The organism is Burkholderia sp. AU30280, from assembly GCF_020420125.1.
In the GTDB taxonomy this organism is placed as follows: domain Bacteria; phylum Pseudomonadota; class Gammaproteobacteria; order Burkholderiales; family Burkholderiaceae; genus Burkholderia.
Window position 1 is genome coordinate 16,491 of the sequence record NZ_JAIZRY010000019.1, and the last position, 25,657, is coordinate 42,147.

At 68.4% G+C, this 25,657-nt stretch carries 22 protein-coding genes; 18 read left to right on the top strand and 4 right to left on the bottom strand.

The features are described 5' to 3' along the window. Positions 1 to 9: 9 nt before the first annotated feature. From LGN17_RS32525 to LGN17_RS32540, 4 genes are all read left to right on the top strand, one after another. On the top strand, positions 10 to 654 hold the full coding sequence (locus tag LGN17_RS32525; RefSeq protein ID WP_226200997.1) for an alpha/beta hydrolase: 645 nt from the start codon (positions 10 to 12) through the stop codon (positions 652 to 654). 497 nt (positions 655 to 1,151) lie between these two features. Continuing rightward, positions 1,152 to 2,465 (top strand): D-alanyl-D-alanine carboxypeptidase family protein, encoded by a 1,314-nt coding sequence (locus LGN17_RS32530; RefSeq protein ID WP_226200998.1) that lies wholly within the window; start codon positions 1,152 to 1,154, stop codon positions 2,463 to 2,465. A 48-nt stretch (positions 2,466 to 2,513) separates the two neighbouring features. Continuing rightward, the gene (locus tag LGN17_RS32535; protein WP_226200999.1) at positions 2,514 to 3,416 is read left to right on the top strand and encodes a D-amino acid aminotransferase; all 903 of its coding nucleotides are present in this window, start codon (positions 2,514 to 2,516) and stop codon (positions 3,414 to 3,416) included. A gap of 23 nt (positions 3,417 to 3,439) precedes the next feature. Continuing rightward, complete coding sequence (locus LGN17_RS32540) at positions 3,440 to 3,748, top strand: YbeD family protein (protein WP_011353335.1); 309 nt, start codon at positions 3,440 to 3,442, stop codon at positions 3,746 to 3,748. Here LGN17_RS32540 and LGN17_RS32545 read toward each other — a convergent pair. Then, positions 3,732 to 4,718 carry a transcriptional regulator GcvA gene (locus tag LGN17_RS32545; protein ID WP_226201000.1) on the bottom strand — a complete coding sequence of 329 codons (987 nt, stop codon included), beginning with the start codon at positions 4,716 to 4,718 and terminating at the stop codon, positions 3,732 to 3,734. The genes LGN17_RS32540 and LGN17_RS32545 overlap by 17 nt on opposite strands. 102 nt (positions 4,719 to 4,820) lie before the next feature. On the opposite strand from LGN17_RS32545, the gene LGN17_RS32550 reads away from it, so the two are divergent. From LGN17_RS32550 to LGN17_RS32575, 6 genes are all read left to right on the top strand, one after another. Next, positions 4,821 to 5,147: a DUF2917 domain-containing protein gene (locus LGN17_RS32550; protein WP_226201076.1), complete on the top strand. Its 327-nt coding sequence runs from the start codon at positions 4,821 to 4,823 to the stop codon at positions 5,145 to 5,147. Between the two features lie 84 nt (positions 5,148 to 5,231). After that, entirely contained in the window at positions 5,232 to 5,987 is a 756-nt protein-coding gene (lipB, locus tag LGN17_RS32555) for a lipoyl(octanoyl) transferase LipB (RefSeq protein ID WP_226201001.1), read from the top strand. Further along, positions 5,980 to 6,972 carry a lipoyl synthase gene (gene lipA, locus LGN17_RS32560; RefSeq protein ID WP_175951427.1) on the top strand — a complete coding sequence of 331 codons (993 nt, stop codon included), beginning with the start codon at positions 5,980 to 5,982 and terminating at the stop codon, positions 6,970 to 6,972. Before lipB ends, lipA begins: the two co-directional genes overlap by 8 nt. A 249-nt stretch (positions 6,973 to 7,221) precedes the next feature. Beyond that, entirely contained in the window at positions 7,222 to 8,238 is a 1,017-nt protein-coding gene (tauA, locus tag LGN17_RS32565; RefSeq protein WP_226201002.1) for a taurine ABC transporter substrate-binding protein, read from the top strand. 28 nt (positions 8,239 to 8,266) lie between these two features. After that, the gene (locus tag LGN17_RS32570; RefSeq protein ID WP_175970720.1) at positions 8,267 to 9,064 is read left to right on the top strand and encodes a taurine ABC transporter ATP-binding protein; all 798 of its coding nucleotides are present in this window, start codon (positions 8,267 to 8,269) and stop codon (positions 9,062 to 9,064) included. Then, a complete protein-coding gene (locus LGN17_RS32575) occupies positions 9,064 to 10,026 on the top strand; it encodes an ABC transporter permease subunit (RefSeq protein WP_226201077.1) in 963 nt (320 codons plus the stop codon). The genes LGN17_RS32570 and LGN17_RS32575 overlap by 1 nt, the downstream gene beginning before the upstream one ends. A 35-nt stretch (positions 10,027 to 10,061) precedes the next feature. Here the strand turns inward: LGN17_RS32575 and LGN17_RS32580 are convergent, their stop codons facing one another. The 3 genes from LGN17_RS32580 to LGN17_RS32590 form a co-directional block, all read right to left on the bottom strand. Further along, positions 10,062 to 10,697, bottom strand: a complete 636-nt coding sequence (locus LGN17_RS32580; RefSeq protein ID WP_175951430.1) for a LysE family translocator — start codon at positions 10,695 to 10,697, stop codon at positions 10,062 to 10,064. A 64-nt stretch (positions 10,698 to 10,761) separates the two neighbouring features. After that, positions 10,762 to 12,639 (bottom strand): gamma-glutamyltransferase, encoded by a 1,878-nt coding sequence (ggt, locus tag LGN17_RS32585; RefSeq protein WP_226201003.1) that lies wholly within the window; start codon positions 12,637 to 12,639, stop codon positions 10,762 to 10,764. Between the two features lie 72 nt (positions 12,640 to 12,711). After that, positions 12,712 to 13,674 (bottom strand): LysR family transcriptional regulator, encoded by a 963-nt coding sequence (locus LGN17_RS32590; protein ID WP_175951432.1) that lies wholly within the window; start codon positions 13,672 to 13,674, stop codon positions 12,712 to 12,714. Positions 13,675 to 13,922: 248 nt separating this feature from the next. Here LGN17_RS32590 and LGN17_RS32595 point away from each other — a divergent pair, with 248 nt between their 5' ends. The 8 genes from LGN17_RS32595 to LGN17_RS32630 all read left to right on the top strand — a co-directional run bounded on the left by LGN17_RS32595 (position 13,923) and on the right by LGN17_RS32630 (position 25,574). After that, the gene (locus tag LGN17_RS32595) at positions 13,923 to 16,055 is read left to right on the top strand and encodes a 3-hydroxyacyl-CoA dehydrogenase NAD-binding domain-containing protein (protein WP_226201004.1); all 2,133 of its coding nucleotides are present in this window, start codon (positions 13,923 to 13,925) and stop codon (positions 16,053 to 16,055) included. Positions 16,056 to 16,084: 29 nt separating this feature from the next. After that, positions 16,085 to 17,293 carry an acyl-CoA dehydrogenase family protein gene (locus tag LGN17_RS32600; RefSeq protein ID WP_226201005.1) on the top strand — a complete coding sequence of 403 codons (1,209 nt, stop codon included), beginning with the start codon at positions 16,085 to 16,087 and terminating at the stop codon, positions 17,291 to 17,293. Between the two features lie 14 nt (positions 17,294 to 17,307). Continuing rightward, the gene (locus LGN17_RS32605) at positions 17,308 to 18,444 is read left to right on the top strand and encodes an acyl-CoA dehydrogenase family protein (RefSeq protein ID WP_226201006.1); all 1,137 of its coding nucleotides are present in this window, start codon (positions 17,308 to 17,310) and stop codon (positions 18,442 to 18,444) included. A gap of 30 nt (positions 18,445 to 18,474) precedes the next feature. Continuing rightward, the gene (locus tag LGN17_RS32610) at positions 18,475 to 19,680 is read left to right on the top strand and encodes a CaiB/BaiF CoA transferase family protein (protein WP_226201007.1); all 1,206 of its coding nucleotides are present in this window, start codon (positions 18,475 to 18,477) and stop codon (positions 19,678 to 19,680) included. A 181-nt stretch (positions 19,681 to 19,861) separates the two neighbouring features. Beyond that, complete coding sequence (locus LGN17_RS32615) at positions 19,862 to 20,167, top strand: DUF485 domain-containing protein (protein ID WP_175951437.1); 306 nt, start codon at positions 19,862 to 19,864, stop codon at positions 20,165 to 20,167. 11 nt (positions 20,168 to 20,178) lie between these two features. Further along, positions 20,179 to 21,873, top strand: coding sequence for a cation acetate symporter (locus tag LGN17_RS32620; RefSeq protein ID WP_226201008.1), 1,695 nt, complete (start codon positions 20,179 to 20,181; stop codon positions 21,871 to 21,873). Between the two features lie 397 nt (positions 21,874 to 22,270). Beyond that, positions 22,271 to 23,560: a dicarboxylate/amino acid:cation symporter gene (locus tag LGN17_RS32625; RefSeq protein WP_175951439.1), complete on the top strand. Its 1,290-nt coding sequence runs from the start codon at positions 22,271 to 22,273 to the stop codon at positions 23,558 to 23,560. Positions 23,561 to 23,564: 4 nt separating this feature from the next. After that, positions 23,565 to 25,574, top strand: a complete 2,010-nt coding sequence (locus LGN17_RS32630; protein WP_226201009.1) for a sensor histidine kinase — start codon at positions 23,565 to 23,567, stop codon at positions 25,572 to 25,574. Positions 25,575 to 25,657: the final 83 nt, after the last annotated feature.

Here is a 25,657-nt window from a genome sequence, read left to right on the forward strand (position 1 = left end):
GTCGGCCGAATGAACGTTCATACGCAGAAGTCGCTGATCGCGGGGCCGGTCGGGCAGATCGAAATCGCGGTCGACCTCCCCGACGCGGTGCGCGAAGGCGGCGCCGCGCCGCGCGGCATCGCACTGGTCGCGCATCCGCATCCGCTGTTCGGCGGCACGATGGACAACAAGGTCGCGCAGACGCTCGCGCGCACGCTCGTGCAGCTGAACTACGTCGTGTTCCGGTCGAACTTCCGCGGCGTCGGCGCGACCGAAGGCGTGCACGACAACGGCACCGGCGAGGCCGACGACCTGCTCGCGGTGCTCGCGCACATGCGCGCGCAGCCTGCGTATGCCGACCTGCCGCTCGTGCTCGCGGGCTTCTCGTTCGGCACGTTCGTGCTGTCGCACGTCGCGAAGCGGCTGCGCGACGCGGGCGAGACGATCGAGCGGATGGTGTTCGTCGGCACGGCCGCGAGCCGCTGGCAGGTGGCCGACGTGCCGGAGAACACGCTCGTGATCCACGGCGAAACCGACGACACGGTGCCGATCGCCTTCGTGTACGACTGGGCGCGGCCGCAGGAACTGCCGGTCGTCGTGATCCCCGGCGCCGAGCATTTCCTGCATCGCAAGCTGCATGTGCTGAAGCGCATCATCGTCGACGCATGGCGCTAGTCGGTGCGCGGGTGCCGGCGTAACAGCGGTAGCCCGCGTCGCATCTCGCACCGGATCTCCGGCACGCGCCGGACGCGCGTTCCCGCCGCGCGACATCGCGCCGCAGCGCGCGGCGCAACCCGACTTCCCCCTCGCCTGCGCACGCCTTTCGCACAGCTTCGCGTGCGATGACGTGCAGCTTGCCGTCACCCTGCGCCCGATGCCGATGTGCGGCCGATGTGCGGCCGTCCGGCGCCAGGTTCGCGAAAACGCCCTGCGCGGCCACGTATAATGGCCGCAATCCGCGTCGCCCGCGGCCCGGCTGGGCTCATGCGGCGCTCGTTTCGCCGCCTGTCCGCCCGCTCGCGACGGCCGCGAACCGAACGCGTCCGCACGAGTCCAACCGGCGCGTTTCGCGTCGCCCGACGATCTCGGGCGAGTGCCCGAAACGCCCGCCGCCTTGCCGTTCAACCCTGCGCGTTTCGCACCGCACTTTCTGCCATCAGCCTGAATCGATCATGCGTCTGTCTCCCCAAGGCCTCAAGTCCCTCGCTTCTTCCATCGCCTTTGGCACCGCCGCGCGCAACGTCGCGCTCGGCGTGATGCTGCCCGTTGCGCTCGCGTCGACGATCGTCGTCGCCGAGGCGAAGCCGGCCGCCAAGGCCCGGGCCGCGCATGCAGCGCCGGCCGCCACCGAGCAGTTCACCGGCGCGCCCGCGACCTACATGCCGGGCGCGGTGCCGCCGCCGGGCGTGAATGCGCGCTCGTGGGTGCTCGTCGATGCGACCAGCAACACCGTGCTCGCGTCGGGCAATGCCGATGAACGCGTCGAGCCCGCATCGCTGACGAAGCTGATGACGGCGTACCTCGTGTTCGAGGCGCTCGACAAGAAGAAGATCTCGATGGAGCAGATCGTCACGCCGAGCGAAGCCGTGCGCCGCGTCGGCCGCGACGAGTCGCGCATGTTCATCGAGGCGAACAAGCCGGTGTCCGTGCACGATCTCGTGTACGGGATGATCATCCAGTCGGGCAACGACGCCGCGATCGCACTGGCCGAACTCGTCGGCGGCAGCGAAGGGCAGTTCGTCACGATGATGAACGACGAGGCGCAGCGCCTCGGCATGAAGGGCACGCACTTCGCCGACGTGAACGGCATGCCCGACCCGAACCACTACACGACGGCCGGCGATCTCGCGAAGCTGTCCGCCCACCTGATCCGCGATTTTCCGCAGTACTACAGCATCTTCTCGGAGAAGGAATTCAAGTACAACAACATCCGCCAGGGCAACCGCAACCGCCTGCTGTGGCTCGACCCGACGGTCGACGGCCTGAAGACGGGCCATACGCAAGCGGCCGGCTACTGCCTGATCGCGTCGGCGAAGCGCGCGATTCCGGGTGTGGACGGCCAGCGTCGCCTGGTGTCGGTGATGATGGGCGAGCAGAAGGAAGGCGAGCGCACGCAGGACAGCATGAAGATGCTGAACTACGGCTACAGCGCGTTCGATTCGGTGCGCCTGTTCAAGGGCGGCCAGGCGATCTCGACGCCGCGCATCTACAAGGGCAAGGACAACACCGTGCAGGTCGGCGTGCAGGGCGACCAGTGGGCGACCGTGCCGCGCGGCCTCGGCGACAAGGTCAAGACGGAAGTCGACGTCAACGCGCCGCTGATCGCGCCGCTCGCGCAAGGCCAGCAGGTCGGCACCGTGAAGATCGTCGCCGACGGCAAGACGCTGTCGGAATTCCCGGTCGTCGCGCTGCAGGCGGTGCCGGAAGCGGGTATCTTCGGGCGTATCTGGGACTCGATCCTGCTGATGTTCAGCAAGAAGAAGTAAGCACGACGGGCCTTTGTTTCCACGACTTCATCCCCATCTGTCATCGTTATGAGCCAAGCCGAATTCGAACCGATCGTCTACCTCAGCGTGTCGTCGCAGGAGGAAATGGTGCCGCTGTCGGAAGCCCGCGTACCGGTGCTCGACCGCGGGTTCATCTTCGGCGACGGCGTGTATGAAGTCGTTCCCGTCTATGCGCACGACGGCGCGCACGTGCCGTTCCGGATCGAGCAGCATCTGGCGCGGCTCGAGCGCAGCCTGAAGAAGATCGGCATCGCGAGCCCGCACGATGCGGCGGGCTGGCGCGCGCTGATCGAGCGGGTGGTCGCGGCGAACGCCGAAGGCCTCGGCGACGGCAACGCGCTCGTCTACCTGCAGGTGACGCGCGGCGTCGCGAAGCGCGGCCACGCGTTCCCGGCGAACGCGGTGCCGACGGTGTTCATGATGACGAGCCCGCTGCGCCTGCCGTCCGCCGAAGAGCGCGCGCAGGGCGTGCGCTGCGTGACGGCCGAGGATCGCCGCTGGCTGCATTGCGACATCAAGTCGATCTCGCTGCTCGGCAACGTGCTGATGGCGCAGCATGCGGCCGAACGCGATGCGTTCGAGACGCTGCAGCTGCGCGACGGCAACCTGACGGAAGGCTCGTCGTCGAACGTGTGGATCGTGAAGAACGGCGAACTGCTCGCGCCGCCGCGCAGCAACAAGATCCTCGAGGGGATCCGCTACGCGCTGATCGAGGAACTGGCGGATGAATGCAAGATCCCATTCGTTGCACGCGAGATCAGCGAAGTGGAGTTGCGCGCAGCCGACGAAATCATGATCACGTCGGCCACGAAGGAAGTGCTGCCCGTCACGTTGCTCGACGATCTGCCCGTGCAGGGCGGCAAGCCCGGCCCCGTGTTCGCGGCGTTGTATGACGCGTACCAGCGCGCGAAGGCGCGCGAGTTTGAATAGTTTGACCTAACCCGGAGAAAATGATGAGCGAACCGACCAAAACCATCGAGGTGACCGGCGCGATCGATACCCGGAAGGAGTCGCTGCTGGAGTTCCCGTGCGATTTCCCGATCAAGATCATGGGCAAGGCGCACCCCGAGTTCAAGGACACGATCTTCAAGGTCGTGGCCGTTCACGACAACGAGATCGATGTCGAGAAGATCGAGGAGCGTGCGTCGAGCGGCGGCAATTACACGGGCCTCACGATCACCGTGCGGGCGACGAGCCAGGAACAGCTCGACAACATCTACCGCGCACTGACCGGCCATCCGATGGTCAAGGTTGTGCTCTAAGCGCCCTCCATCCTCCTTCCTGCGCGCACTCGGCGGGACGCTTTCCCGCCGCGCGCCGCGCGTCCAGCTCGTCGCACAGCCGCTTGTATTCGGCGACTTCCTCGAACAGCCAGTTCCGGAACGCCTGCACGCGCGGCGCATTCAGCAGCGGCGGCGGGCACACGAAAAAATAATGCCACGGGCTCGGCCCGTCGATGTCGAACAGGCGCACGATGCGTCCGTCGAGCAGGTCGTGCACCGCGAGCGAGCGGCGCACCAGCGCGATGCCCTGGCCGTCGATCGCGGCCAGCAGCAGGTTCGACGAATCCTGGTACAGAATCCCCCGCTTCGGCTCGGTCAGCGTCTTGAGCCCGGCCGCGTCGAACCACGGGCGCCACAGCTCGTCGTCCGAGCGCAGCAGGGTGTAGTGCACGAGATCGGCGGGCGTTTGCGGCAGCTTGCCGCCGTTCAGCGTCGGCGCACACGCCGGAAAGAACACCTCGTCGAACAGCGGCTCGACATGCAGCCCCGGATAGTTGCCCTGGCCGAAGCGGATCGCGAGATCGACGTCGTCGCGCGCGAAATCGGTGAGCGAGTTGGTCGACTGCAGTTCGACGTCGATTTCCGGATGCCGCTCGATGAACGTGCCGATGCGCGGCGTGATGAAGCGCGCGGCGAACGACGACAGCATCGACACCACGAGCCGCCGGTCGCGGTCGCTCGCGCGCACGTCGCGGGTCGCATCGGCGATCACCATCAGCGCGGTGCGGATCTGTTGTGCGTAGCGCATGCCGGCGTCGGTCAGGCACAGCCGCTTGCCGTTGCGCGTGAAAAGCTGCACGCCGAGCTCTTCCTCGAGCGCGCGCACCTGGTGGCTGACCGCGCCGTGCGTGACGAACAGCTCGTCGGCGGCGCGGGAGAAATTCTCGTGACGGGCGGCGGCTTCGAACGCGCGAATCGCGTTCAGCGCGGGCAGCTGGCGGAGGTCCATTTGCTAATTTTCCTCACATCGACGTGAAAATTGGTCGTTTTGTCGGACGCCTTGAAGTGACTACGATTGTAGCCATCGAAGCACTTATTGGCGGAGTCGATCATGCAAGAAATTTCTTCAAGCGTCACATTCGAAATCCCCGCGGGCGAAACCGTGCCGATGAAGGTGCAACGCAGCACGCGGCTGGTGGTGCAGCGCGGGCCGGTGTGGGCGACGCGCAGCAACGACGTCAACGACTACTTCCTGGTTGACGGTGAAACGCTGAAGCTGCGCCGCGGCGAGCGGCTGTGGCTGAGCGCGGAAGGTCGGGAGGGCACGTGCGTGGCATTCTCGGTGTCGCGGCCGCCGCGGGAAGTCGCGCTCGGCGGGCTGGCAAGGCTGCGCGAACGCGTGAGCGCGCTGCTCCATGACGGATGGCGCACCGTCTGACCATCATTTCCTTCGACGGATAACGGTGATCCGTCCCCTCTCCCGGGCCGGCGAGACCCACGGGTTTTCGGTAAACTACCGCCCATGTCCGTTTCACCGGTTTCCATCGTGTCCACGCCTGTTGCCGTTTCCGCATCGCCCGCCGGGTCCCCGGATCAGCCGGCCCCGCCGGTCACCGTGCGCTGGCGGGGCGTCGAGACCTACGAGGCGAGTTTCGACGCAATGCGCGCGTTCACTGACACGCGCACGGCCGAGACCGGCGACGAGATCTGGCTGGTCGAGCACCCGCCCGTCTACACGCTCGGCCAGGCCGGCGACCCGGCCCACCTGCTGGTGGCCGACAGCGGCGTGCCGCTCGTGAAGGTCGACCGCGGCGGGCAAATCACTTACCACGGCCCCGGCCAGATCGTCGCCTACCTGCTGCTGGACCTGCGCCGGCGCAAGCTGATGGTGCGCACGCTGGTGACGAAGATCGAGGAGGCCGTGATCGAAACCCTCGCGGCGTATAATCTCGCTTCGGTCCGCAAGGCGGGCGCGCCCGGGATCTACGTGGCATCCGGCGTGCACGAGGGCGCGAAAATCGCGGCCCTCGGCCTGAAGATCCGTAACGGCTGCAGCTATCACGGGCTGAGCCTGAACGTGAAGATGGATCTGCGCCCGTTTCTTGCGATCAACCCGTGCGGCTATGCCGGACTGGAAACCGTCGACATGGCGAGCCTCGAGGTTGCCGCCGACTGGAACGACGTCGCCCACACGCTGGTGCGCCGTCTGATCGCCAACCTCGACGGCGCATCCGCGGCCGCCGACAAGCCGCAGGCACTGGAACAATCGAATGACTGACGTTACCGCTTCTCCCGCACCGGCCGATTCGGCCGCGACCGCTGCCTACGATCCGACCGCCAAGCAGAAGGCGCAGGCGAAGACGGCGCGCATCCCGATCAAGGTCATTCCGATCGAGAAGCTGAAGAAGCCCGAGTGGATCCGCGTGAAGGCGGCCACCGGCAGCTCGCGTTTCAACGAGATCAAGACGATCCTGCGCGAGCACAACCTGCATACGGTGTGCGAGGAAGCGAGCTGCCCGAACATCGGCGAATGCTTCGGCAAGGGCACCGCGACGTTCATGATCATGGGCGACAAGTGCACGCGCCGCTGCCCGTTCTGCGACGTCGGCCATGGCCGCCCCGATCCGCTGGATCCGGACGAGCCGAAGAACCTCGCGCGCACGATCGGCGCGCTGAAGCTCAAGTACGTGGTGATCACGAGCGTCGACCGCGACGACCTGCGCGACGGTGGCGCCGGCCACTTCGTCGAGTGCATTCGCGAAGTGCGCGAGCAGTCGCCGGAAACGCGCATCGAGATCCTGACGCCGGACTTCCGCGGCCGTCTCGACCGCGCGATCTCGATCCTGAACGCCGCGCCGCCGGACGTGATGAACCACAACCTCGAAACGGTGCCGCGCCTGTACAAGGAAGCGCGCCCGGGTTCGGACTACGCGCACTCGCTGAAGCTCCTGAAGGACTTCAAGGCGCTGCATCCGGACGTCGCGACGAAGTCGGGCCTGATGGTCGGCCTCGGCGAAACCGAAGAGGAAATCCTGCAGGTGATGCGCGACCTGCGCGCGCACGACGTCGACATGCTGACGATCGGCCAGTACCTGCAGCCGTCCGAGCACCACCTGCCGGTGCGTGCGTACGTGCATCCGGATACGTTCAAGATGTACGAGGAAGAGGCGTACAAGATGGGCTTCACGCACGCGGCGGTCGGCGCGATGGTGCGGTCGAGCTATCACGCCGATCTGCAGGCGCACGGAGCCGGGGTGGTCTGAGCCCCGCGTTCCTGCGGCAGTCACGCAGTCGAAAAAGCCCGCAGCGATGCGGGCTTTTTTGCTGGTGCGGCCGCCATTCCTGCGGTCGCACGGCAATCGTCACCCGACCGGACGCGCAATCCGGTCGAGCATGGAAAGCAAAGCTGAAACGGCATCGATAGCTTCGCACGATAAGTTCGCTCCCGCCGTGCGCAAAGCTCCTATAGTCGGCTCTCCCGCAGCAATGCCCGCATTCCGAAGGAGAGCCGCATGTCCCGCTTCAGCTTCATCCGTCGCGCCGTCGTCGCACTGACCGCCTTTGCCGCGCTCGGCGCGGCGCACGCCGAATCGCGCGAAGTCGTGATCGCGTACCAGGACATGGTCGTGCCGTGGCGCTACGCGCAGGCGAGCGGTGAAGTCGAAAAGGCAACCGGCTACAAGGTCAGGTTCCGCAAGCTCGACAGCGGCGCCGACGTGATCCGCGCGCTCGCGTCGGGCTCCGTGCAGCTCGGCGAAGCCGGCTCGAGCCCGATCGCGGCCGGCCTGTCGCAGGGGCTCGACATCTCGCTGTTCTGGGTGCTCGACAATATCAACGACGCCGAGGCGCTCGTCGCGCGCAACGGTTCCGGCGTCACGAGTATCGCGGCGCTGAAGGGCAGGAAGATCGGTGTGCCGTTCGTGTCGACATCGCATTTCCACACGCTCGTCGCGCTGCAGGCCGCGGGCGTCAATCCGAACGACGTGAAGATCGTCAACCTGCGCCCGCCCGAAGTCGCGGCGGCCTGGGCGCGCGGCGACATCGACGCGACCTACATCTGGGATCCGGTGCTCGCGAAGGTCAAGCAGTCGGGCACCGTGCTGACCACGTCGGGGCAAGTGGCGAAAGAAAGCGGCAAGGCGACCTTCGACGGCTTCGTCGTGAGCCGCAAGTTCGCGCGCGAGAACCCCGAGTTCGTCACGCGTTTCGTGAAGGTGCTGGCCGCCGCCGATGCCGACTATCGCGCGCATGCGGCGGCGTGGAAGGTCGGCTCGCCGCAGGTCGCGGCGGTGGCTAAGGTATCGGGCGCGAACGCGCAGGACGTGCCGGCCAGCCTCGCGCTCTACGCATTCCCGACGGCGGCCGAGCAGGCGTCGCCGACGTGGCTCGGCGGCGGCGCGCAATCGGGCGCCGCGAAATCGCTCGCGGCCACCGCCACGTTCCTCAAATCGCAAGGCACGATCCAGACGGTGCTCACCGACTACTCGGCCGGCGTCGATCCGCAGTTCGTGCAGAAGGCCGCGCGCTGAGCGCGGCGAATATCGCGGAGTCCTGAGCATGAGTACGCTGGAAGTCCGTCAGGTTTCGGTTGCCTATCCGGGCGAGCGCGGCAGGCCGACGACGCAGGCGCTCGCACGCGTCGACCTGCGCATCGAGGCCGGTGAATTCGTCGTCGCGCTTGGCGCGTCCGGGTGCGGGAAGACGACGCTGCTGAACTGCATGGCCGGCTTCGTCGCACCGACCACCGGCGACGTGCGCGTCGACGGCGTGCCGGTCACGGGCCCCGGTGCCGATCGCGGCGTCGTGTTCCAGAAGTACGCGCTGCTGCCGTGGCTTAACGTGCTCGACAACGTCGCGCTCGGGCTGCGCTTCGCGCGCGTGTCGAAGGCCGAACGCGAAGCGCGGGCGCGGGAAATGCTCGCGCTCGTCGGGCTCGACGGTCATGCGCATGCGCGGGTGTACGAGCTGTCGGGCGGGATGCAGCAGCGGGTCGGCATCGCGCGCGCGCTCGCGAGCGACCCGCGCGTACTGCTGATGGACGAGCCGATGGGCGCGCTCGACGCGCTGACGCGCGGCACGATGCAGGCGCTCGTACTCGACGTGTGGGCGCGCACCGGCAAGACGGTGTTCTTCATCACGCACGATGTCGAGGAGGCGCTGTTCCTCGCGACGCGTCTCGTCGTGATGACGCCCGGCCCCGGCCGGATCGCGGAAACTTTCGAACTGCCGTTCGCGCGCCGCTACGTCGAATCGCGCGATGCGCGTGCGGTGAAGTCTTCACCGGATTTCATCGCGTGGCGCGAGCGGCTGATCGCGTACCTGCATCGCGACGAAGCGGCCGAGGTGGCCGCGTGATGCACGAACTCGCGCGACAGGGCGCGTCGGTCGGACGCGGTCGGATCAGCACTTTGCACAGGCAGGACAGCATGAGCACGCAGGATTCGTGGACGGCCGACGCGACGGCCGCAGGTGTCGAGCAGGGCGATCGCACGCGGACTCGGGCGGCGCAACGTCGTGCACCGTCGTCGCGGCGCTACCGGTTGCCGGGGGAAGGGAAGACGGCCGGGTTGAGCGCGGCGACGGTCGCGGCGCTGGCCGTGCTGTGGTGGGTCGCCACGCATCGCCAGTGGTTGCCGCCGCTGTTCCTGCCCGCACCGGAAGCCGTGTGGACGGCATTCGTCGATGCATGGCATGGCCGCATCCAGGGCGGCTTGCCGTTGCCCGAGCACCTGCTGTGGAGTGCGGCGCGCGTGTTCGGCGCGTTCGGGCTCGCGACCGCGATCGGCGTGCCGGCCGGCATCCTGATGGGCGTGAGCCGCGTTGCGCGCGGCGTGCTCGATCCGCTGCTGGAGTTCTACCGGCCGTTGCCGCCGCTCGCATACCTGCCGCTCGTCGTGATCTGGTTCGGCATCGACGAAACGGCGAAGCTCGTCGTGATCTTCCTCGCGTGCTTCGCGCCGATCGCGATGGCCGCACGTGCCGGCGTGCGTGCGGCGACGGTCGAGCAGATCAACGCCGCGTATTCGCTCGGCGGCAGCTTCGCGCAGATCGTGCGGCACGTGGTGCTGCCGGCCGCGCTGCCGGAGATCCTCACCGGGCTGCGGATCGCGATCGGCTTCGGCTGGACGACGCTGGTGGCGGCCGAGATGGTCGCCGCGACCGCCGGGCTCGGGCAGATGGTGCTCAACGCATCGAGCTTCCTGCGCACGGATATCGTCGTGATGGGCATCCTGATCATCGGCGCGATCGCGTGGCTGTTCGATCTCGCGATGCGGTGGGTCGAGCGGCGGGTGGTGCCGTGGAAGGGGCGGGGGTGAGCGAGGTTTGTTGCGACGTGTCGAGCGTCCTCGCATCAGGTTGCGGTGCCGCGTCGATAGAGGCTGAGGGCAACTGCTAGCCCGGCCAGCATGCCGGCGCAGCCGCGATTGAGCCATTTCAGGGCTTTGTCGGACATGACCTTCATCGCGTGATAGCCACTTGCCGCGTAAGCGCCCATCAACAGGACATCGATCGTGGCCGTCAGAATCGCGAGCGTCGCGTACTGGGCCGCGACGTTCGATTGGGGCTGGATGAACTGCGGCAGGAATGCCGAAAAGAACAGCAAGCCCTTCGGATTTGATAGTGCGACAAGCAGCGAGCGCTTGAATGCGGAGCGGCCGTCGCGTGCTCCGTCTGCTCGCACGGTGTCGGCCAACGGCAGGGATGTAGGGGCACGCCAGAGCGCCCAGGCGAGGTAGAGCAGGTACGCGGCGCCCGCCCACTTCAGCATGACGAATAGGTGTTCCGACGCTTGCATGAGTGCGCCGAGCCCACATCCCACCGCGCCGATCAGAATTAGGTCGGACAGCGCCGCTCCGGCGATGCCGTAAGCGGCGATGCGCATGCCGCGTGTGGCACCGTTGTTCAGCGCCAGCAGCATCGTCGGGCCGGGCGTGACCGTGACGGCGGATACGGTGATGACATACAGCACGAGTGTCGTCGAATTCATGTCGCGGCTCCTCGAGGGCAGAGGGTGCCAGTCTACGCGAGATCGAGGTGCCCGCCTGCCGGTGTCATTCCCCCATCGCCACCCCTTCCCGCCGCGGATCGGCCCCACCGAACCACACCGTCTGCCCCTGCACGTTCAGCCGCTGGATCCCTTGCAGCCCCGAGTTCATCTCGACGACCTGCACGTCGTGCCCGCGGCCCTTCAGCCCGTCGGCGAGCGCGTCCGACACGCGGCCGCGTTCGAGCTGCGTCGGCCCGTTCATCGACCCGAAGTTCGGCAGCGCGATCGCCTGCTGCATCGTCATCCCCCAGTCGAGCACGCCGACCAGCGTCTTCGCGACGTGGTTGATGATCGCGGGGCCGCCGGCCGAGCCGACGACCATCGTCACCTGCTTCGTCTTCTTGTCGAACACGAGCTCCGGCGACATCGCCGAGCGCGGCCGCTTGCCGGGCTGCACGCGATTCGCGACCGGCCGGCCGTTGTCGTTCGACACGAACGAGAAATCGGTGAGCTGGTTGTTCAGCATGAAGCCGCGCACCATCAGCCGCGAACCGAACGCGTCCTCGATGCTGGTCGTCATCGACAGCGCCTGGCCATAGCGGTCGACGATCGCGATGTCGGACGTGGACGGCAACTCGGGGCTGCGGTCGTCGGCCATCGCGAGCGTCGCGCCCTGCGGCGTGCCGGCCTGCGCGACGCCCATGCTGCTGTCGCCGATCAGGTGCGCGCGCTGCGCGAGATAGGTCTTGTCGGTGAGGCTCGCCCAGTTGCCGCCCGGCAGCGGCACGAAATCGGGATCGGCGACGTAGCGCGCGCGGTCCGCATACGCGAGGCGCCCGGCTTCGCTGAACAGGTGCGCGGCGAACGGCGTCGGCTCGTAGCCGACATCGTTGCGCACCGGCTTCTGCGCGCCGATCTGCTGCCAGTCGGGCATCGCCTCGAGAATGCCGAGCATCTGCGCGATCGCGAGGCCGCCCGACGAAGGCGGCGGCATCCCGCACACGACCGAGCGACGGTAGTCGGTGCACAGCGGCGCGCGCACCTTCGCCTTGTAGTGTGCGAGATCCTGCAGCGACAGCAGGCCCGGGTTGGTCGGGTGCCTGCGCACCTTGGTGACGATGTCGCGCGCGATCGCGCCGGTGTAGAACGCGTTCGCGCCGCGCTCGGCGACCTGGCGCAGCACGGTTGCGAGCGCCGGGTTCTTCAGCACCGTGCCGGCCGCCTTCGGCGTGCCGTCCGGGTTGTAGAAGTACGCGCGCGCGGCCGGGTCGTTCTTCAGGTACTTGTCGTTGGCGATCAGCGTCGCCAGCCGCGGGCTGATCGTGAAGCCGTGCTCGGCGAGCCGGATCGCCGGCTGGAACAGCCGTCGCCACGGCAGCTTGCCGTGCGCGCGGTGCGCGGCGTCGAGCATGCGCAGCACGCCCGGCGTGCCGACCGAGCGCCCGCCGACGACACCTTCGTAGAAGCGCATCGGCTGGCCGGTCGGCCCGTAGAACAGGCGATCGGTCGCGGCGGCCGGCGCGGTTTCGCGGCCGTCGTAGGCCTGCGTCGCCTTGCCGTCGAAGTACAGCAGGAACGCGCCACCGCCGATCCCCGACGATTGCGGCTCGACGAGCGCGAGCACCATCTGCGTCGTGATCGCCGCGTCGATCGCGGTGCCGCCGGCCTTCAGCATGTCGTAGCCGGCCTGCGTCGCGAGCGGGTTCGCGGCCGCGATCATGAAGTGCTGCGAGGTCCAGCCCGGCTTGTCGGTCCAGCCGGACGACAGCTCGGGCGCATGAAAACCGGGCAGCGGCACGGCGGCGCCCGATGCGGCGGCGACGGGCACCACCGCGCCCGACGACGGCGTGGACGGGGACGTGCAGCCGGTGTTGAACGCGACGAGCGCGACGGCGGCGAGCAGCGTCCAGGAGCGCGAATGCGGACGAATCCGGTCGAACATTGAACCCTCGGCAGCAGTGAATTCGAAGGAGGCGACGGTGCGGGCGCAACGCGGCTGCCCGCCCCGGGCGCGCTATTGTCGCCGCGCGGCCGGCGGCTTGTCACCCGACAGGAAACCCTGACGCATCGCGCCGGGCCCGCCCCGGCCGGTCTTTCCGGCCTGTTCGAGGATGAACTCTATGAACGTCGACGTCGCACGCGTGTGGTGCCGGTTCGGCATGTAGAGCATGTACATATGCGTGCCGAAGATGCTGAGCCGGTACGCGTCGAGCGACGTGACGACCGTGCCGCGCCGGATGTCGTCCTGCACCACGTAGTCGGGCACGATGCCGACGCCGATCCCGCCGAGAATCGCCTGCCGCAGGAACAGGAAGTTCTCCGAAATCAGCGTGGGCTCGAGCAGCACCTCATGGCGCTCGTCGCCGAGATACGCGGCGATCCTGAGCTGCCGGCCCATCACCGTCGCGGTGACGACGGGGGCGGCCGACAACGCGCCGAGGCTTGACGGCATGCCGTGCTCGGCCGCGAATGCGGCCGACGCGCACGCGACGTAACGTACCGCGCCCATGTCGCGCGCCACGAGGTTCTGCGGCGGCTCCGGCATCACGCGCACCGCGATGTCGATTTCGTCGCGCATCAGGTCTTCCACGCGGTTCTCGAACACGACGTCGAGCACGATCCCGGGATGCAGCCGCTTGAACGCGAGCAGCCAGTCGGACATCACCATCTGCCCGTAGCCGCTCGGCACCGACAGCCGCACGCGGCCCTGCAGGTCCTGGCCGAGCGTCGTCACCGATTCCTGCGCGGCGAGCAGTTCGTTGCGGATGCGCCGGCCGTGCTCGTACAGCTTCAGCCCGATTTCGGTCGGCTCGATGCGCCGCGTCGTGCGCCGCACGAGCTGCTGGCCGATCGAGCGCTCGAGCTGGTTCAGCCGGTAGCTGACATTCGCGCGGCTCATCTTGAGCCGCTGCGCGGCCTTGCTGAGATTGCCGGCGTCGAGGATCTCGACGAGCAGCGTCAGCGCGTTCAGGTCCATGCGTGTGCTCCTGATCCGTCCCGTTTAACGGTCGGAAAGCATTCAATGTCAAGTCAGACTTGACAGCTTGTAAAGGCGTGCGGGAATTGTCAATGAATCTAGATCAATCGAGAATCGGGTCATGCCCGGCGTCAGGCCGGATCTTGTCCCGCTTCGTGCGGGACCGGGGCTGGTGCCCCGGCGCCGCTCGCGTGGCCGCGAGCCACGAACCGGCGTCGACGCACCGGCCGCCGCGTCAAGGAGACACGATGAACTCACCCGCTTCCCCCACCAGCCCTGCCGGCATCGTCACGCGCGAGCGGCGCGACAAGGTGCTCGTCGTCACGATCGACCACCCGCCCGTCAACGCGTTGTCGGCCGATGTGCGGCGCGGCCTCGCCGACGCGCTCGACGCCGCGCAGGCCGACGACGCGATCCGCGCGGTGCTGATCGTCGGCGCCGGCCGCAACTTCATCGCGGGCGCCGACATCCGCGAGTTCGGCAAGCCGCCGGTGCCGCCGTCGCTGCCCGACGTATGCGAGCGGATCGAGTCCGGCGCGAAGCCGGTCGTGGTCGCGCTGCACGGCGCGACGCTCGGCGGCGGCCTCGAGGTCGCGCTCGCCGCGCATTACCGGCTCGCGGTGCCCGGCGCGAAGCTCGGGCTGCCCGAAGTCACGCTCGGCCTGCTGCCCGGCGCGGGCGGCACGCAGCGCGCGCCGCGCCTGATCGGCGCGAAGGCCGCGCTCGACCTGATGCTGACGGGCCGTCATGCAAGCGCCGAAGAAGCGCTCGCGCTGGGCCTGGTCGACCGTCTCGCGCACAGCGACGACACGCTCGCCGAAGGCCTTGCCTACGCGCAGGAACTCGTGTCGCTCGGCGCGCCGGTGCGCCGCACGCGCGATGCGCAGGGGCTCGCCGACCGCGCGTCCGCGCAGGCCGCGATCGATGCGGCGCGCGCCGAGCTGCCGAAGAAATCGCGCGGCCTGTTCTCGCCCGCGAAGATCGTCGACGCGGTCGAGGCCGCGCTCACGCAGTCGTTCGACGCGGGGATGAAGCTCGAGCGCACCCTGTTCCTGCAGTGCATCGACAGCCCGCAGCGCGCGGGCCTCGTGCATGCGTTCTTCGCGGAGCGTGAAGCGGCGAAGGCGCCCGAGGCGCGGCGCGCGAGCGCGCGGCCGGTCGAGCGGATCGGCGTGGTAGGCGGCGGCACGATGGGCGCTGGCATCGCGGTCGCGGCGCTCGATGCCGGGCTGCCGGTGACGATGATCGAACGCGACGAAGCATCGCTCGCGCGTGGCCGCGCGCACGTCGAGAAGGTGTACGACGGCCTCGTCGCAAAAGGCCGGATGACGCCGGCCGCGCACGCCGCGCGGCTCGCGCGCTTCAAGGGCAGCACGTCGTACGATGCGCTCGCGCAGGCCGACGTCGTGATCGAGGCCGTGTTCGAGGACATGGCCGTGAAGCAGGCCGTGTTCGCCGAACTCGCGCGGGTGTGCAAGCCGGGCGCGGTGCTCGCCACCAACACGTCGTATCTCGACATCGACGCGCTGGCCGCGAGCATCGACCGGCCGGCCGACGTGATCGGCCTGCATTTCTTCTCGCCGGCCAACGTGATGAAGCTGCTCGAGATCGTCGTGCCGGCGCGCGTGAGCGCGGACGTCGTCGCGACCGCGTTCGCGCTCGCGAAGCAGTTGAAGAAGACGCCGGTGCGCGCGGGCGTGTGCGACGGCTTCATCGGCAACCGGATCCTCGCCGTCTATCGCACGGCGGCCGACTACCTGATGGAAGACGGCGCGTCGCCGTACCAGATCGATCGCGCGGTGCGCGAATTCGGCTTCCCGATGGGGCCGTTCCAGGTCGTCGATCTCGCGGGCGGAGACATCGGCTGGGCGACCCGCAAGCGCCGCGCGGCGACGCGCGACCCGCGGGCGCGCTACGTGGAGATTTCCGACCGGCTGTGCGAGCGCGGCTGGTTCGGCCAGAAGACGGCGCGCGGCTACTACCTGTATCCGGACGGTGCGCGCGTCGGCACGCCGGACCCGGAAGTCGAGGCGATCGTCGCGCAAGAGCGCGCGAAGAAGGGCGTCACGCCGCGCAAGTTCACCGACGACGAGATCCTGCGCCGCTACCTCGCCGCGATGATCAACGAAGGCGCGAACGTCGTGCACGAGAAGATCGCGCTGCGCCCGCTCGATGTCGATGCGGTGTTCCTGTACGGCTACGGCTTCCCGCGCCATCGCGGCGGCCCGATGCATTACGCGGACACGGTCGGCCTCGCGAACGTGCTCGCCGATATCCGCGCGTTCGCGAAGGAGGATCCGCTGTTCTGGAAGCCGTCGCCGCTGCTCGTCGATCTCGTCGCGCGCGGCGCGGATTTCGCGAGCCTGAACCGCATCGACTGAACGCCCACCGCATTCGCCACGGACCGAAGATGGACCTCAATTTCACTCCCGAAGAGGAAGCCTTCCGCACGCAAGTGCAGCGCTTCCTGCAAGCCGAACTGCCCGCGCGCATCGCGCGCAAGGTGAAGGGCGGCCTGCATCTCACGCGCGACGACATGCGCGAATGGCATGCCATCCTCAACGCGCGCGGCTGGCTCGCGAGCCACTGGCCGAGCGAATACGGCGGCCCCGGCTGGAGCGTCGCGCAGAAGTTCCTGTTCGACAACGAATGCGCGCTCGCGGGTGCGCCGCGCATCGTGCCGTTCGGCGTGAACATGCTCGGCCCCGTGCTGATCAAGTACGGCAACGAAGCGCAGAAGCGCCACTGGCTGCCGCGCATCCTCGACGGCACCGACTGGTGGTGCCAGGGCTACTCGGAGCCGGGCGCCGGGTCCGATCTCGCGGCGGTGAAGACGAGTGCGGTGCGCGGCGTGGACGCGCAGGGCGAGCACTACGTCGTGAACGGCCAGAAGACGTGGACCACGCTCGGCCACTACGCGAACATGATCTTCTGCCTCGTGCGCACCGCGACCGACGTGCGCAAGCAGGAAGGCATCAGCTTCCTGCTGATCGACATGAACACGCCGGGCGTCGAGGTTCGCCCGATCGTCACGCTCGACGGCGAGCACGAGGTGAACGAGGTGTTCTTCACCGACGTGCGCGTGCCGGCGGCCAACCTCGTCGGTGAAGAGAACCGCGGCTGGACCTACGCAAAATACCTGCTCACGTACGAGCGCACCAACATCGCCGGCATCGGTTTCTCGACGGCCGCGCTCGACCGGTTGCGCGCGGTCGCCGCGAAGGTCACGAAGAACGGCCGGCCACTCGCGGACGATCCGTTCTTCGCGGCGCGCGTCGCACGGGTCGAGATCGAACTCGAGAACATGCGCACGACCAACCTGCGCGTGCTGGCCGCGGTCGCGGGCGGCGGCGCGCCCGGCGCGGAAAGCTCGATGCTGAAGATCCGCGGCACGCAGATCCGCCAGGAGATCACCGCGCTGATGCGGCGCGCGATGGGGCCGTATGCGCAGCCGTTCTTCGAGGAAGCACTCGATGCCGATTACGACGGCGAGCCGGTCGGACCGGACGAAGCCGCGAGCGCCGCGCAGCAGTATTTCAACAACCGGAAGCTGTCGATCTTCGGCGGCTCGAACGAGATCCAGAAGAACATCATCGCGAAGATGATGCTCGGGCTGTAACGAGGGACGCGACGATGGATTTCCAGCACACAGAAGACCGCCGGATGCTGGCGGATACGTTGAACCGCTTCATCGCCGAACAGTACGCGTTCCCGGTGCGCGATCGCATCGCGCAGTCGGCCGAGGGTTTCGATCGCGCGATGTGGCGGCGCTTTGCCGAACTCGGCACCGTCGGCGCGCTGTTTTCCGAAGCCGACGGCGGGTTCGGCGGCGCGGGCTTCGACATCGCCGTGGTGTTCGAATGCCTCGGGCGCGGGCTCGTCGTCGAGCCGTTCCTCGGCGCGCTGCTCGCGGGCCGCGCGTTGTCGCTCGCCGGCGGCGCCGCGCATCGCGACCGGCTCGCCGCGCTGATCGACGGCAGCGCGAGCGCCGCGTTCGCGCACGACGAGCCGGGCTCGCACTACGAATTGACGACCGTGCGCACGCGCGCCGAACGCTCGGGCGACGGCTGGGTGCTGACGGGCGCGAAGGGCGTCGTCGACCAGGCCGCGCAGGCGGCGTTCTTCGTCGTCAGCGCGCGCGTGTCAGGTCATGATGACGACGCGGCCGGCATCGGCCTGTTCGTCGTGCCGGCCGATGCGCCGGGCGTATCGCTGCGCGACTACCGGAAGATCGACGGAGGCCGCGCGGCCGAAGTGCGCTTCGAACGCGTCGCGCTGCCGGCCGATGCCGCGCTCGGCGCGCACGACGGCGAAGCCGGCGCCGAGCTGCTCGAACGCGTGCTCGGCTACGGGTTGCTCGCGCTGTCGGCGGAAGCGCTCGGCGCGATGGACGTCGCGAAGGCGTACACGCTCGACTACCTGCGCACCCGCAAGCAGTTCGGCATGCCGATCGGCAGCTTCCAGGCGTTGCAGCACCGGATGGCCGACCTGCTGCTCGAAGTCGAGCAGGCGCGCTCGGCCGTGATCAACGCGGCCGCGCAGCTCGATGCGCCGCGCGTGGTGCGTGAACGCGCGCTCGCGGCGGCGAAAACCAGCATCGGCCGGATCGGCACGCTCGTCGCGGAAGAGAGCATCCAGCTGCACGGCGGGATCGGGATGACGTGGGAGCTGCCGCTGTCGCACTACGCGAAGCGCCTCGTGATGATCGATCACCAGCTCGGCGACGAGGATCACCATCTCGCGCGCTACATCGCGCTGTCGAAACAGTAAAGGCGCACCACGCGAATGGAGGAGACAAGGATGACGAACGAATCGCGCGCATTGCCGCTGGCCGGCGTGAAGGTGCTCGATTTCTCGCGCGTGCTGGCGGGCCCGTGGTGTGCGATGGTGCTCGCCGATTTCGGCGCGGAAGTAATCAAGGTCGAGCATCCGGCGCGCGGCGACGACACGCGCGACTGGGGCCTGAGGATCGGCGACACGGAGACGACCTACTTCAACAGCGTGAACCGCAGCAAGCGCTCGATCTGTCTCGACCTGCAGACCGGCGAAGGGCGGCGGCTCGCGCGCGAGCTGGCCGCGCAGGCCGACGTGGTGCTCCACAACTTCAAGTTCGGCGGCGCGGAAAAGCTCGGGCTCGGCTACGACGCGCTGGCCGAGCTGAATCCGCGCTTGGTGCATTGCGCGATCTCCGGCTACGACCGCTCGGGCGCCGAGGCCGCGCGGCCCGGCTACGACCTCGTCGTGCAGGGCGAGGCCGGGCTGATGGCGCTGAACGGCGAGGCCGGCCAGCCGCCGCTGAAGTTCGGCGTCGCGGCGGTCGACCTGTTCACCGGCATGTATTCGGCGCAGGCGATCCTCGCCGCGCTGTACGAGCGCCATGCGACGGGGCGCGGGCGGCGCATCGAGATGGCGCTGTTCGACTGTGGGCTGATGATCACCGCGTACTACGGGCTCGACGCGCTGCTGATGGGCGAGGACCCGCCGCGCTACGGCAACGCGCATCCGTCGATCGTGCCGTACGGCGTATTCGATGCGGCCGACGGCCCGCTCGTGATCACGGTCGGCAACAACACGCAGTTCGCGCGCTTCTGCGATGCGATCGAACGGCCCGACCTCGCGGCCGACGCGAGATACAAGACCAATCTCGGCCGCTCGGAAAACCGTGCGGACCTGCTGCCCGAGATTCGCGGCGAACTCGCACGCCGGTCGCGCGCGACGTTGCTCGCGGCGCTCGCCGATGCGGGCATTCCGTGCGGCGAAGTGCTCGGGCTGCACGAAGCGCTGAAGTCGGAGCGCGCGACGAGCGCGGGGCTCGTCACGCGGCAGCCGCACCCGGTCGCGGGCGGCGTCGACGTGCTTGCGCCGCCGTATCGGTTCGACGGCGCGCGATTGCCGGTGCGCGGTGCGCCGCCGGTGCTCGGTGCCGATACGGAGGCGGTGCTCGGCGGCTGGCTCGGCATGCCGGCCGACGAGGTTGCGCGGCTGCGTGCGGGGCGCGTGGTCTGACGCGCGCATCGTCCCTTTCACCGGATTGCCTTTCTCCGCCGCGGCGCGGGCGGATCGGTTGACGCGCCGGCCATCCACAACACCTCCCTCGCGACACGACGAGGGCATTCGGCGGGACCGGCGCGGGCGCTGAAGGGCCGGCGCCGGGCGACCGCCAAGCATGGGACAGGAGACAGACACCATGGAGCTTTCCGTCATCGAATCGGTCACGGCGCGCCGCGACTACCAGCAGCTCGTGCGTGCGCGGCGCCGCTTCAGCTTCACGCTGACGGCGCTGATGATCGCCACGTACTACGGCTTCATCCTGCTCGTCGCGCTCGCGCCGCACGTGCTCGCCGCGCCGCTGTACCGCGGCGCGACGACGACGGTCGGGATCGCCACGGGCGTCGCGATCATCCTGGTCGCGATCGGCCTGACCGCGTGCTACGTGCTGCGAGCGAACCGTGCGTTCGACCGCCGCGTCGACGCGATCCTGCAGCGTCCTTGACGGAGGCCGACATGCGACATACTTCGATCGCGCCCGGCGCGCTTGCTGTTCCCTTGGGGCTCGTTTCTTGCGCCGCGCGTGCCGTATCGGTCGCGGGCCCGATGCCCGACAAGGTCGAGCTGAACCCGGTCGCGATCGGGATGTTCTTCGCGTTCGTGTTCGCGACGCTCGCGCTCACGCGCTGGGCCGCGCGCCGCACGCGCTCGACGCGCGACTTCTACACGGCCGGCGGCGGCATCACCGGGCTGCAGAACGGGCTCGCGATCGCGGGCGACTACATGTCGGCCGCGTCGTTCCTCGGGCTGTCGGGGATGGTGTTCATGTTCGGCTTCGACGGGCTCATCTACTCGATCGGCTTTCTGGTCGGCTGGCCGTTCGTGATGTTCCTGATCGCCGAGCCGCTGCGCAACCTCGGCAAGTTCACGTTCGTCGACGTCGTCGCGTACCGCTTCGCGCAGCGGCCGATCCGGCTGCTGACGTCCGCGAATTCGCTCACGATCGTCGTGCTGTACCTCGTCGTGCAGATGGTCGGCGCGGGCAAGCTGATCCAGCTGCTGTTCGGGCTGTCGTACGGCACGGCCGAGCTGATCGTCGGCGTGCTGATGGTCGTGTACGTGTTCTTCGGCGGGATGACCGCGACCACCTGGGTGCAGGTGATCAAGGCCGTACTGCTGCTGTGCGGCGCGACGCTGCTCGTCGTGCTCGCGCTCGGCGAATTCGGCTTCAGCATCGACGAGATGTTCCGCCGCGCGGTGGCCGTGCATCCGGGGGCGCTGTCGATCATGGGCCCCGGCAAGCTGATTCGCGATCCGGCCAACGCGCTGTCGCTCGGCATCGCGCTGATGTTCGGCACGGCCGGCTTCCCGCACATCCTGATGCGCTTCTTCACGGTGCCGAACGCGAAGGAAGCCCGCAAGTCGGTGCTGTACGCAACCGGCTTCATCGGCTACTTCTACCTGCTGACCTTCGTGATCGGCTTCTCGGCGATCGTGCTGCTCGCGCAGCATCCGGAGTTCTTCAAGCTCGGCGCGAACGGCACGTTCAACCTCACGCACGACCTGCTCGGCGGCTCGAACATGGTCGCGGTGAAGCTCGCGCAGGCGGTCGGCGGGAACTGGTTCTACGGCTTCATCGCGGCCGTCACGTTCGCGACGATCCTCGCGGTGGTCGCGGGCCTGACGCTCGCCGGCGCGACGACGATCTCGCACGACCTCTATGCGCAGATGTGGGCGCGCGGCAAGCCCGACGAACGCGTCGAGATGCGCATCTCGCGCGCGGCGACGATCGCGCTGTCGGCGGTCGCGATCGGGCTGTCGATCCTGTTCGAGCATGTGAACGTCGCGTTCATGGTCGGCCTCGTCGCGGCGGTGGCCGCGAGCGCGAATTTCCCGGTGCTCGCGATGTCGATCTTCTGGCGCGGGATGACCACGCGCGGCGCGGTGCTCGGCGGCGGCCTGGGCCTCGGGTCGGCGGTCACGCTCACGGTGCTGTCGAAGTCGGTGTGGGTCGACGTGCTGCATCACGCGCACGCGCCGGTGTTCCTCGACAATCCGGCGCTCGTGTCGGTGCCGCTCGCGTTCATCGGGATCGTCGCCGGCTCGCTCGCGGATCGCGGCGAGCGCGCCCGGCGCGAGCGCGAGGCCTTCGCGCAGCAGGAGTTCTACGCGCAGACGGGTGTGCTGGCCGGCCGCGCCGTGCAGCACTGATTGATCCGACGGATGAGCGCATCCGTCCGGATCGCCGGACGGATATTTTCCGGAAATCCGGAATACCGGATTTCCTTGCCTGCCGCATTATGAGAAATACAATGAAAACAATGGCTTGACGGGTTACGAAAGCCTGGCATCGACCTTGCGTTATAAATCGCACGGCCATCCCCCGGCCGGACTATTAAACCAAGCGTTGCATGAGACCCGGTAAGCGCCGAAGCGCCGGCCTGGGTCCACAGGAGACAATCGATGACCACTGCCTTCCTCCCCCTCCGGATGTCGTGAGGCATCGCTTGTTGCGGCACGGCAGCCGCGCGGGCGAATGACTCCCCTGGCATTCGCCTGCGCGCGTGACGCCGTTTCCATCGGCTCATCTACTTCTGCAGGAACCATCGTGAAGAAGAAACCCTTCTACAAAGTGCTCTATGTGCAGGTGATCTTCGCCATCATCGTCGGCGTGATCCTCGGTCACTACTACCCGGCGCTCGCCACCGACATGAAGCCGCTCGGCGACGGCTTCATCAAGCTGATCAAGATGGTGATCGGCCCGATCATCTTCTGTACGGTCGTGACCGGCATCGCCGGCATGGAGGACATGAAGAAGGTAGGCCGCGTCGGCGGCAAGGCGCTGCTGTACTTCGAGGTCGTGTCGACCTTCGCGCTGGTGCTCGGCCTCGCGGCCACGCACATCCTGCGTCCGGGCGTCGGCTTCAACATCGATCCGGCGACGCTCGACGGCAAGGCCGTTGCGTCGTACGCGGCGAAGGCGCACGGGCAGTCGACGGTCGACTTCCTGATGCACATCATCCCGAACACGATGGTCGATGCGTTCGCACAGGGCGAGATCCTGCAGATCCTGCTGATCGCACTGCTGTTCGGCAGCGTGCTCGCCCACCTCGGCGAGCGCGGCCGCGTCGTGACCGACTTCATCGACGGGCTCACGCGCGTGCTGTTCGGCATCGTGCACATCGTCACGAAGCTGGCGCCGATCGGCGCGTTCGGCGCGATGGCGTTCACGATCGGCAAGTACGGCGTCGGCTCGCTGGTGCCGCTGCTCAAGCTGATCGGCACGTTCTACCTGACGTCGGTCGTGTTCGTGCTCGTCGTGCTCGGTACGATCGCGCGCGTCACGGGCTTCTCGATCATCCGCTTCGTGTCCTACATCAAGGAAGAGCTGCTGATCGTGCTCGGCACGAGCTCGTCGGAAGCCGCGCTGCCGCAACTGATGGAAAAGCTCGAGAAGGCCGGCTGCTCGCGCTCGGTCGTCGGCCTCGTCGTGCCGACCGGCTATTCGTTCAACCTCGACGGCACCAACATCTACATGACGATGGCCGTGCTGTTCATCGCGCAGGCGACCAACATCGAACTGACGTGGATGCAGCAGCTCACGCTGCTGGCCGTCGCGATGCTGACGTCGAAGGGCGCGAGCGGCGTCACGGGCGCGGGCTTCATCACGCTTGCCGCGACGCTGGCCGTCGTGCCGACGATCCCGCTGTCGGGCATGGTGCTGATCCTCGGCATCGACCGCTTCATGAGCGAATGCCGCGCGCTGACCAACATCGTCGGCAACGGCGTGGCGACGGTCGTCGTGTCGGCCTGGGAGAAGGAGCTCGACCGCAACAAGCTGCGCCAGGCGCTGAAGGGCGGCGGCGAGGTCGCGGCGACCGAGACGGCCGGCGTCTGACGCCATGAACGAGCAGGCGGCGGCGCCGCTCGCCGGCGGCGCGGCCCGCGGCAGCCGGGGCGAAGAGGCGGAAGCCTATGACACAATAGGCGATCCGCATCGTCAGGAAGCCTCGACCGTGACGCGCCGCCTGCTCATTCTCGTCGTGCTTGCCGCCGCGCTCGCCGCGGCGTGCACGCTGACGTGGACGATGACCTGGCGGCGCGGCGTTGCCGAGCTGCAGCGCAACGCCGCGGTGCGCGTCGACCGCACCACCAACGCGCTCAAGAGCACGCTCGACCGCTACGAATCGCTGCCCTATCTGCTCGGCAGCCATCCGTACGTGCAGGACCTGCTCGCCGCGCCAAAGCGCGCCGACTACACCGCGCGCGTCAATCGCTATCTCGAAGACCTCAACGAACACGCGCATGCGACCGTCACCTACGTGATCGGCGCGGACGGCCTGTGTGTCGCCGCCAGCAACTGGCGCGCGCCCGACAGCTTCGTCGGGATCGAATACCGTTTCCGCCCGTATTTCCTCGATGCGATGAAAGGCCAGGTCGGCCGCTTCTTCGGGATCGGTACGATCTCGCGCGATCCCGGCTACTACATCTCGCAGCCCGTGTGGCGCGACGGCAAGATCGCGGGCGTCGTCGTCGTGAAGCTCAACCTCGAATGGTTCCAGGGCGCCGATGCGTCCGAGCCGCTCGTCGTCGCGGACGACCATGGCGTCGTGTTCCTGTCGTCGGTGCCCGCGTGGAAGTACCACACGCTGCGGCCGCTCACGGGCCCCGTCGCCGCGTCGATCTACGAGACGCGCCAGTACGCGCAGCAACCCGTCACGCCGCTGCCGTTGCGCATCGAGCAGGTGCTCGGCCCCGATGCGGAGATCGTGCGCCTCGGCCCCGGCCTGCGCGCGCCGCGCTTCCTCGCGAGCAAGCGCAGGATCGGCGAGCCCGACTGGCTGCTCGTCACGCTCGCGCCGATCGCGCCGGTCGACGCCGATGCGCGCAACGCGACGATCGTCACGGGCTTCGGCTTCGTGTCGGTCGCGCTGCTCGCGTTCTACTGGCGGATGCGCCGCGCGCGCGTGCGCGAAATGATCCGCGGCCGCGCGCTGCTGCAGCAGGCGTACGCGGAGCTGAACCGGCGCGTCGAGGAGCGCACGGCCGACCTGTCGGAGGCGAACGAGCAATTGCAGAAGGAAGTCGGCGACCGGATTCGCGCGGAGCAGGAGTTGCGCGCCGCGCACGACGAGCTGATCCAGGCGAGCAAGCTCGCCGCGCTCGGCCAGATGGCGGCCGGCATCACGCATGAACTGAACCAGCCGCTCGCGGCGCTGCGCAGCTTCTCGGACAACACGCGCGTGCTGCTCGATCGCGGCGAGCAGGCGGCCGCGCGGGAAAACCTCGAGGCGATCGCCGCGCTCACCGAGCGGATGGGCAAGATCACGAACCAGTTGAAGCTGTTCGTCGGCCGCGCGAAGCCGCGCAACGAGCAGGCGCTCGTCGTGCGCGCGCTGCGCAGCGTGCTGTCGCTGCTCGACGAGCGGCTGCGCGGCGTCGCGCTCACGCTGACGCTGCAGGACGCGACCGTGTCGCCCGCGCACGATGCGCCGCTCGACCTGGCGCGCGACTATCCCGAGCTCGTCGCCCGTTGCGAGGACCTGCGCCTCGAACAGGTGCTGATCAACCTGCTCGGCAACGCGCTCGATGCGGTCGCCGGGGTTGCGGCGCCGGCGATCGAGGTGACGATCGCGGTGTCGGCGGCGACGCTCGCCGTCGAGGTGCGCGACAACGGCTGCGGCATCGCGCCCGACCTGCTGCCGCGCCTGTTCGAGCCGTTCTTCACGACCAAGGAAATGGGGCGCGGGCTCGGGCTTGGCCTCGCGATCTCGTCGTCGATCGCGAGCGACGCGGGCGGGGCGCTGACCGCGCGCAACGCGCCGTCGGGCGGCGCGCTGTTCGTCTTGACGCTGCGGCGCGCCCGCACGCATCATCCCGACTCCGTGTCCGAGCCGGCGGGCTCGCGCTAGGCGCGCCACGCCGCCCGCCCGATCGGCGCACGATCGGTATCAACGACGCCGCGCGCGCTGCCGCCGCGCGGCCCGTCAGGAGC

What these genes read in the sequence shown, in the direction of transcription:
- LGN17_RS32525 (WP_226200997.1), top strand. Translation starts at nt 10, where the DNA reads ATGAACGTTCATACGCAGAAGTCGCTGATCGCGGGGCCGGTCGGGCAG.
- LGN17_RS32530 (WP_226200998.1), top strand. Translation starts at nt 1,152, where the DNA reads ATGCGTCTGTCTCCCCAAGGCCTCAAGTCCCTCGCTTCTTCCATCGCC.
- LGN17_RS32535 (WP_226200999.1), top strand. Translation starts at nt 2,514, where the DNA reads ATGAGCCAAGCCGAATTCGAACCGATCGTCTACCTCAGCGTGTCGTCG.
- LGN17_RS32540 (WP_011353335.1), top strand. Translation starts at nt 3,440, where the DNA reads ATGAGCGAACCGACCAAAACCATCGAGGTGACCGGCGCGATCGATACC.
- LGN17_RS32545 (WP_226201000.1), bottom strand. Translation starts at nt 4,718, where the DNA reads ATGGACCTCCGCCAGCTGCCCGCGCTGAACGCGATTCGCGCGTTCGAA.
- LGN17_RS32550 (WP_226201076.1), top strand. Translation starts at nt 4,821, where the DNA reads ATGCAAGAAATTTCTTCAAGCGTCACATTCGAAATCCCCGCGGGCGAA.
- lipB (WP_226201001.1), top strand. Translation starts at nt 5,232, where the DNA reads ATGTCCGTTTCACCGGTTTCCATCGTGTCCACGCCTGTTGCCGTTTCC.
- lipA (WP_175951427.1), top strand. Translation starts at nt 5,980, where the DNA reads ATGACTGACGTTACCGCTTCTCCCGCACCGGCCGATTCGGCCGCGACC.
- tauA (WP_226201002.1), top strand. Translation starts at nt 7,222, where the DNA reads ATGTCCCGCTTCAGCTTCATCCGTCGCGCCGTCGTCGCACTGACCGCC.
- LGN17_RS32570 (WP_175970720.1), top strand. Translation starts at nt 8,267, where the DNA reads ATGAGTACGCTGGAAGTCCGTCAGGTTTCGGTTGCCTATCCGGGCGAG.
- LGN17_RS32575 (WP_226201077.1), top strand. Translation starts at nt 9,064, where the DNA reads ATGCACGAACTCGCGCGACAGGGCGCGTCGGTCGGACGCGGTCGGATC.
- LGN17_RS32580 (WP_175951430.1), bottom strand. Translation starts at nt 10,697, where the DNA reads ATGAATTCGACGACACTCGTGCTGTATGTCATCACCGTATCCGCCGTC.
- ggt (WP_226201003.1), bottom strand. Translation starts at nt 12,639, where the DNA reads ATGTTCGACCGGATTCGTCCGCATTCGCGCTCCTGGACGCTGCTCGCC.
- LGN17_RS32590 (WP_175951432.1), bottom strand. Translation starts at nt 13,674, where the DNA reads ATGGACCTGAACGCGCTGACGCTGCTCGTCGAGATCCTCGACGCCGGC.
- LGN17_RS32595 (WP_226201004.1), top strand. Translation starts at nt 13,923, where the DNA reads ATGAACTCACCCGCTTCCCCCACCAGCCCTGCCGGCATCGTCACGCGC.
- LGN17_RS32600 (WP_226201005.1), top strand. Translation starts at nt 16,085, where the DNA reads ATGGACCTCAATTTCACTCCCGAAGAGGAAGCCTTCCGCACGCAAGTG.
- LGN17_RS32605 (WP_226201006.1), top strand. Translation starts at nt 17,308, where the DNA reads ATGGATTTCCAGCACACAGAAGACCGCCGGATGCTGGCGGATACGTTG.
- LGN17_RS32610 (WP_226201007.1), top strand. Translation starts at nt 18,475, where the DNA reads ATGACGAACGAATCGCGCGCATTGCCGCTGGCCGGCGTGAAGGTGCTC.
- LGN17_RS32615 (WP_175951437.1), top strand. Translation starts at nt 19,862, where the DNA reads ATGGAGCTTTCCGTCATCGAATCGGTCACGGCGCGCCGCGACTACCAG.
- LGN17_RS32620 (WP_226201008.1), top strand. Translation starts at nt 20,179, where the DNA reads ATGCGACATACTTCGATCGCGCCCGGCGCGCTTGCTGTTCCCTTGGGG.
- LGN17_RS32630 (WP_226201009.1), top strand. Translation starts at nt 23,565, where the DNA reads ATGAACGAGCAGGCGGCGGCGCCGCTCGCCGGCGGCGCGGCCCGCGGC.